The sequence below is a fragment of the Lysobacter cavernae genome, from assembly GCF_042648505.1.
Classification (GTDB): domain Bacteria; phylum Pseudomonadota; class Gammaproteobacteria; order Xanthomonadales; family Xanthomonadaceae; genus Lysobacter_L; species Lysobacter_L cavernae.
The window spans coordinates 1-7,281 of sequence record NZ_JBHRXK010000017.1 but is presented as its reverse complement, the minus strand read 5'-3'; the positions used below and the strand labels follow the sequence as shown (position 1 = coordinate 7,281).

The 7,281-nt window shown below is 58.1% G+C and carries 7 protein-coding genes; all 7 read left to right on the top strand.

Translation table 11 applies throughout. The annotated features are described in order from the left end of the window. Positions 1 to 607 precede the first annotated feature (607 nt). On the top strand, positions 608 to 1,111 hold the full coding sequence (locus ACFOLC_RS15985; RefSeq protein WP_386760264.1) for a hypothetical protein: 504 nt from the start codon (positions 608 to 610) through the stop codon (positions 1,109 to 1,111). A gap of 1,754 nt (positions 1,112 to 2,865) precedes the next feature. Next, positions 2,866 to 3,162 (top strand): type II toxin-antitoxin system RelE/ParE family toxin, encoded by a 297-nt coding sequence (locus ACFOLC_RS15980; RefSeq protein ID WP_386760263.1) that lies wholly within the window; start codon positions 2,866 to 2,868, stop codon positions 3,160 to 3,162. A gap of 3 nt (positions 3,163 to 3,165) precedes the next feature. Then, positions 3,166 to 3,462, top strand: a complete 297-nt coding sequence (locus tag ACFOLC_RS15975; protein WP_386760262.1) for an addiction module antidote protein — start codon at positions 3,166 to 3,168, stop codon at positions 3,460 to 3,462. A 115-nt stretch (positions 3,463 to 3,577) separates the two neighbouring features. Then, a complete protein-coding gene (locus ACFOLC_RS15970; RefSeq protein WP_386760261.1) occupies positions 3,578 to 4,000 on the top strand; it encodes a HEPN domain-containing protein in 423 nt (140 codons plus the stop codon). Between the two features lie 40 nt (positions 4,001 to 4,040). Next, positions 4,041 to 4,478, top strand: a complete 438-nt coding sequence (locus ACFOLC_RS15965) for a DUF6547 family protein (protein ID WP_386760260.1) — start codon at positions 4,041 to 4,043, stop codon at positions 4,476 to 4,478. Positions 4,479 to 4,549: 71 nt separating this feature from the next. Beyond that, positions 4,550 to 4,900 (top strand): hypothetical protein, encoded by a 351-nt coding sequence (locus ACFOLC_RS15960; RefSeq protein ID WP_386760259.1) that lies wholly within the window; start codon positions 4,550 to 4,552, stop codon positions 4,898 to 4,900. Positions 4,901 to 4,987: 87 nt separating this feature from the next. Beyond that, the gene (locus ACFOLC_RS15955; RefSeq protein WP_386760258.1) at positions 4,988 to 5,389 is read left to right on the top strand and encodes a hypothetical protein; all 402 of its coding nucleotides are present in this window, start codon (positions 4,988 to 4,990) and stop codon (positions 5,387 to 5,389) included. Positions 5,390 to 7,281: the final 1,892 nt, after the last annotated feature.

Sequence of the window (7,281 nt, the reverse complement as noted above, 5' to 3'; positions counted from 1 at the left end):
GGGACGTTGCTGAGGGGTGGGCTCCAGTGGCAGAGTGGGCCCTAACAATTCGTTCAAGCCGAAGCCGCTTCGCGGCTCGGCTTAACTCAGGCGTTAGGCCCCACTTGGCTTCGTTGGATTGTCGGTTGTAGATTCCAGCGTGCTCCGCCGCCCGCTATCGCGCACGGCTCCCGCCCCAACACTGCGGCGCTGCCAAATTCAAATCATCGTGCTTCACCGCCGCCCGCGTTGCGCGCGGCTTGCTTGTTCGGCTCTTGGCGCTTCGGCCACATCCTGGCGCGCGCATTGAGTTCGCCGTTGGCACCCTCGCCTCCCGGTCATCAGGTCGCTCACGGCTAGGTTCCGGGGCAAGCCTGCAGTCGCTTCGTTGAGCGCCCGGTGAGCTACGTCGGGCGCGCCCGGTTGGCTCGGCCTCGGGTGTAACGGCGACTTGGCCGGGGACGTTGCTCAAGGGCGGGCACTGGTGGCAGAGTGGGCCCTAACAGTTCGTTCAAGCCGAACTTGCTTCGCTACATCAAATACATGGCAGAAAAAGCTTGCCATGTGTTTGGCTCCACTACGCAAGTCGGCTTAACTCAGGCGTTAGAGCGCTATGGAGGTTACAAGGGTGCGATCTGTTCTTTTTCTGCTGCTTGCCATGATCAGCTCAGCCTCACTAGCTGGGGAGGCCTCACGGCTTGTCCAAACAGCCCGCTCCGATTACGTAACTAAACTTGGAACAGAGCTCGCACTTAAGGGCCACATCCCGCAAGCCAACTTCGATTGTGTTGCGTCAATACCACTTACCACCTACACATCCTCAATCTCCGCCTTTCTTGGGTCCAAGCTCAAAAGCGAGGAGATTGCCGTTGCACTTGCATTCTATGAGTCTCCCGCCGGAACTAAGTACACCCAACATGGCATCGTGCAGTTCTACAAGCTCAAAAGCATTCCAACCGAGATGACCTCCCCCAGCATTGGGGAGAGCGAAATGCAGCAGATCCTGGCTTTTTCGCGGACTAGCGCCGGCGCCAAGATGATTAACCGCGACTTCTCCCGTGAGATGGCGCTCGCGGCAAAGGCCGCGGAAGACAAAGAGCTGAGAGCTTGTGGTTACAAGGGCGCACTCTAACAATTCATTCAAGCCGAAGCCGCTTCGCGGCTCGGCTTAATTCAGGCGTTAGGCCCCACACGGCTTCGCTGAATTGTCGGCTGTAGATTCTCGCGTGCTCCGCCGCCCGCTTCGCGCACGGCTCCCGCTCCAACATTGCGGTGCTACCAGCTCAAAGCATCGTGCTACCCCGCCGCCCGCGTTGCGCGCGGCTTGCTTGCTCGGCTCTTGACGCTTCGGCTACATCCTCGCGCGCGCAATGAGTTCACCGTTGGCACCCTCGCCTCCCGGTCATCGGGGTCACTCACGGCCAGGTTCCGGGGCAAGCCTGCTGTCGCTTCGTTGGGCATCCGGTGGGCTGCATCGGGCGCGCCCGGCCATCTCGGCTTCGGTTGTAACGGCAACTTGGCCGGGGGCGTTGCTCAAGGGCAGGCACTGGTGGCAGAGTGGGCCCTAACAATTCGTTCAAGCCGAACTTGCTTCGTTCCAGCAAAAGCGTGGCAGAAAAAGCTTGCCACGCTTTTGCCTCCACTACGCAAGTCGGCTTAACTCAGGCGTTATGCAGCGTTGCAAAAGCATCGCGGTAGTTGCTCATTCGGCCAGTCTTTCGCGCCGTGCTGGGTCGGCTCCGGGTAGCGGCCCCGGTTCTCGTCGCCATCGTGGCGTCCACCGCTTCGCCACTCGCGCTGCTACATTTTGGCGTCCCGGTTGTTGGCGGCTTCGGGCACATCTGGCGCCGTGGCTTCTCGGCAAGGCTTCTGCCCGCAATTTGGTAGTGTTCGCCCTGGGGCGGTGCTGCTGTTGTTGCGGGGGCAAGTTCTTCCCGCTCTTCCGGCAATCACCGCATAACAAGTCATTCAAGCCGAACCCGCTTCGCGGGTCGGCTTAATTCCGGCGTTAGGCGCCACATGAGATGACTCTAGCCATTCATCAAATGCATGATGCATCGCTTGTGGCTATCCGGTATGACTGGCCCAGCCGCTCATGCAGCCTTGAGTTCTCTGGCGCTCCGCAGCTGCTGGAGCCTTTCTCAATCACGTTCACTGATGTCTTGGAGCTGGTAATCCCAGCGGCTTCCCTTGGGGGCCTTCCGTGTCAGTCCTAGAGGTCACGGACGCAGGTCGTTACGAGTTCGCTATGCAGTCGGGTGACACCATCACCGTGGTGGCGCCTAACAATTCATTCAAGCCGAACCCGCTTCGCGGGTCGGCTTAATTCAGGCGTTAGGCCCCACGCGGCTTTCTTGGGGTCTATGGCATGCAATTTCTGCGCGCGCTCTGCCGCCCGCTATCGCGCACGGCTCCGCTCCATCATTGCGGTGCTGCCAGCCCAAAGCATCGTGCTCCATCGCCGCCCGCGTTGCGCGCGGCTTGCTTGCTTGGCAGTTGATGCTTCGGCTGCATCCTCGTGCGCGCATGGGGTTCACCGCAGGCTGCATCGCCTCCCGACTATCGGGTGGCTGGCGGACAGGTTCCGGGTACAGCCAGCAATCGCTTCGTTGGGCATCCGGTCAACTCCAACGGGCGCGCCCGGTTAGCTCGGCTTCGGTTGTAACGGCAACTTGGCTGGGGCGTTGCTCAAGGGCGGGCACTGGTGGCAAAGTGGGCCCTAACAATTCGTTCAAGCCGAACTTGCTTCGTTACGGCAAAGGTATGGCAGGAAAAGCTTGCCATACCTTTGCCTCCACTACGCAAGTCGGCTTAACTCAGGCGTTAGGCCTGACACCAAGCATCTTGACCGCTTGACCGACCGTATCTAATCGGATACAGTGCTGCATGAGCACTTTCCTGCGCACGTCGGAGTTCGACGCATGGCTGAAAGCACTGCGCGACCCGATCGCAACGGCCCGCATTGCTGCGCGTATCCGTTCAGCAGAGTCCGGTAATTTTGGCGACTGTGCACCCGTCGGAGACGGCATCTCCGAGATGCGGATTCATGTTGGGCCCGGCTACCGCTTGTACTACTGCCGCAGAGGTGAGGTTACGTACTTGCTGCTGTGTGCAGGAGACAAGTCCTCTCAGCCTAAAGACATCCGTACAGCTAAGGCCCTTCTCAAGGGCTTGGAGGGCTAACCCATGAAGAACATTGCCGCCTTTGATGCTGCCGACTACCTCGACAATGACATCGTCATTGCGGAGTACCTGAACGCTGCGCTAGAAGATGAGAATCCTAACGTGTTCCTTCAAGCTATCGCTGACGTTGCTAAAGCTCGTGGCATGACCAAGCTGGCCAAAGATACTGGGCTCGGTCGTGAAAGCCTTTACAAGGCTCTCGCGCCTGGCGCAAAACCACGATACGACACGGTCATCAAGCTTGTTCGTGCACTTGGTGTTGAGTTGCACACAACACCAGTTCACGCTGGTCAGGCCTAACAATTCGTTCAACCCGAAACCGCTTCGCTCCAGCAAAATGCGGCACTGAAAAGCGTGCCACATTTTGCTTCCACTACGCAGTTCGGGTTAACTCAGGCGTTAGGCCGCATTAGACATGTACGCTCCTCATGCCCGTATGACATCTACTGCCTTCCTTGAGGCTTATCGGCGCTGCATGGATGAAACGGCTTCGAGCGGCAAGAATGAGGCCATGTTCATTCCCGCGCTTGTTTGCGCCGCATTCTCTGCAGAGGTCGGGCTAAAAGCTCTCCTGCTCCAGGCAGGCAAAGCCGCGCGAGGGCATGACCTTGTTAGGCTGTTCAACAGATTGCCCGATGAGCTTCAGTTGGATATCTTCGGCCGCATGAGCATGGAGGCATCGCAGTTTGCCGCAAACTTGAACCATGTACGAGATGCGTTCAAAGATTGGCGGTACATGTATGAGTTCAACGATGAGCGTTTTATCAGTGTGGCGTTCGTTTCCAATTTTGCAGCTGCGGTAGCAGCGGCAAATCCACTCAACCGGGCTGCGGCCTAACAATTCGTTCAAGCCGAAACCGCTTCGTTACGGCAAAGGCATGGCAGGAAAAGCTTGCCATGCCTTTGCCTCCACTACGCGGTTCGGCTTAACTCAGGCGTTAGGCCTCATGTCAGGCAATCTCGCGTACAAGGCAATCATCGACCAGCTTGCGGACGAGACGCGGCTCTATAGCGCTCTTGCCAAGCGTGCCGCTGACAACTCTCCTTTCCACGCGGAGAGCGGGCACGCCGCTTTCAATAGTCTCCTAGGCTCACTTACCGCAGAGCAGCGCGCCCTACTGTCCGAAACACTACTTCAAGAACGCCGTGGCGCCATACACGATGCTCTAGCCGTGCTTTCTTGGTGGGTTGACTGTCGCGACCTAGGTCTTACTGTCAATGGCCAGCCAATAGCCGTTGACCTTAGTGGCATGGGGTTGCATGGTGACTACGTTGGCCGATGCGATGGCTGGGAGTGGCCCAGTGATGAGGCCTAACAATTCATTCAAGCCGAACCCGCTTCGCGGGTCGGCTTAATTCAGGCGTTAGGCCGCAAGGAGAGGTACTCGTGCACGACAATCTTCGCGCTGTTATTGCCAACGTTGTCGCCAGAATTTCTGGTCACAGCACCAACTCAGCGGTGTATGACCACACGCAGGCTAAACACATCCATGTTTCAGGCTCCGTGTCTCAAACGTCTGTCCATGTCTATGACCACGATCGGGGCGCCCACGTCAGCGGCTCGCACTCCCAGCTCTACGACCATGGGAAGGGAGCGCACATCTCGCTCCAGCTTCGCGGGGCCCAGTTCAATGGCTACGACCATGGCACTGGCCATCACTACTCGGGCAACATCCGTAGCCGCTCCGTGACCATTTACGATCATCAAACCGGCCAGCACCATCACTATCAGGTGTAGCGGCCTAACAATTCATTCAAGCCGAAGCCGCTTCGCGGCTCGGCTTAATTCAAGCGTTAGGGGGCACAGCGAGTGCGCAGTGAATTCGTGAAAGGAATCTTTAAACTGTTGACGGTTGCGCCAATTTTTCTAATGACCGCGTGCAACGGGGAAGCAACTGACAGTACGCCCGCTGACACCGGCCGCGACCTCTCAAAGTGCAGCCTTTCTTTCCGCGTAGTGACCGCCAATGGCGGCCTCTCCATCAACGATTTGGCTCGGCCAGAGCACATTGCGGCTGTGGAAAGAATGGAGCCAAACTTTCCTGGCGATCACCCTTGGTTCGTAACCTTCACCGACATTGGCGCCAAGCGCATGTTTAGCCATACGTCCAGCAATCCCGAAGGGGATATTGCCATGCTGTGTGATGGCCTTGAGATCTTCCGGGCCCGCACCCTCAAGCCATTCGGCAAACATTCGATCGTTCAGGCTGGATCGGGTGCCCCCTAACAATTCGTTCAAGCCGAAACCGCTTCGTTACGGCAAAGGCATGGCAGGAAAAGCTTGCCATGCCTTTGCCTCCACTACGCGGTTCGGCTTAACTCAGGCGTTAGACCTTTGCAAAAGTAGATTCCCGTTGTTGTGCGCTTCGGCTACATCAAAGGCGTTTGCAGGTGCTCCGCTTCGGCTACACCCCGCCTCGGGGTTCCTGGGTAAAGCACCGCATCACCGCAATTTGCTGATCTACTTGCTTACGGCCAGTTCCGGTGAGAGTCTTTCGCTAAAGCAAGGGGGTTGGAACGGTGCTGGTTGCGCCGGTCTAACAATTCATTCAAGCCGAGCCCGCTTCGTGTTCTCGCCCAAAACTCACTATCGCTGGGCGGGCCGGCTTAATTCAGGCGTTAGAGCGCTCATGGAAATGTCCGGCTGGCCAGTATTCGCCAACATCTGCAGGGAGAGCTTTGGGGAGTGCAAGTTCCAAGATCAACTCATTGGAGAGTGCGGCGGCAACCCTGATATCGCCTGGGCAACCTTCTACCACCTAGGTAGTGACAGCATCCCTTGGCTGCACAGAAAAATTCCGTCGTTGGATGGCGCAAGACCAGTGAACCTCATCGCATCGGGCAAGGCAGACCTAGTCCGCAATTGCCTCTGGGGATTCCCTAGCTGAGCGCTCTAACAATTCGTTCAAGCCGAACTTGCTTCGCTACATCAAATACATGGCAGAAAAAGCTTGCCATGTATTTGCCTCCGCTACGCAAGTCGGCTTAACTCAGGCGTTAGGCCCCTCAGGAGGCATATGAAATTTGCAAGGAAGCTCATCGCAAGCCTTCTCTCGATTGCTCCACTCACTGCCGCAGCTGCGGAAGCATCCCAAGGTCAAGGCTCCGCTGCTCGTAGTGGCGTATCCGCTATCTGGATACTTGCAAATATCAGCTACGCAGGCATGCGGGCGCAAAACAGCGCAAGCGCTGGCTGGCGCGTCGTTGCTTTCATCTTTGGCTTTCCTGGCACTCTCATTACCTTCCTTGCCGTTGGAGAAGGTAGCGAGCGCGCCTATGGCATCGAGGTGCCGCGGCGCAGGGCTCCCCGTGACGGGGCCTAACAATTCATTCAAGCCGAACCCGCTTCGCGGGTCGGCTTAATTCAGGCGTTATGCGGTGTTGCAAAAGCATCACCGTAGTTGCTCATTCGGCCAGTCTTTCGCGTCGTGACGGGTCGGCTCCGGGTAGCAGCCCCGGCTCTCGCCGTCATTGTGTCGGCCATCGCTTCGCCGCTCGTGCTGTTGCATCCTGGCGTTCCAGTTGTCGGCGACTCGGATACATCTGGCGTCACGGCTTCTCGGTAAGGCTTCTGCCCGGTAATTTGGTAGTGTTCACTCGGGGGCGGTGCTGCAGTCGTGGCGGGTGCAAGTTCTTCCCGCTCTTCCGGCAATCACCGCATAACAATTCGCTGTAGCCGAAGCCGCTTCGCGGCTCGGCTAAGCTCAGGCGTTATGCGGCAGTGCAAAGACATTTGCCGTTGTTGCTCCTTCGGCCACATCGTCGCGCCGTGGCGTCCGCTCCGGATAGCCGTCCTTTCGGTTGCAGCAATCGGTTCGGGTATCGCTCCGCCGCTCGTCCTGTCAGCTTCCCGTGCTTCTGGCTTCGTCGGCTCCGGACAGCAGTCCTGACGGCACTCGTGACCGGGCCGCTCCCCGCTTCACCGGCTCGGGCGTTCGTTTCCGGTGTTACGGTTTCCGTTCTTCGGGTACATCCCGCAGCCAGCGTTCCGGGTAAAGCTCCTGCGCGGGCCGTGCTAGTGTGGTAATCCCCCCACTTTTAGCAGTCGCCAAAAGTGGAGCTAAGCGGCCATCGCCAGCTTCATCGCCGGGGTGATGCCGCCGAGCGCCATGTTGGGGC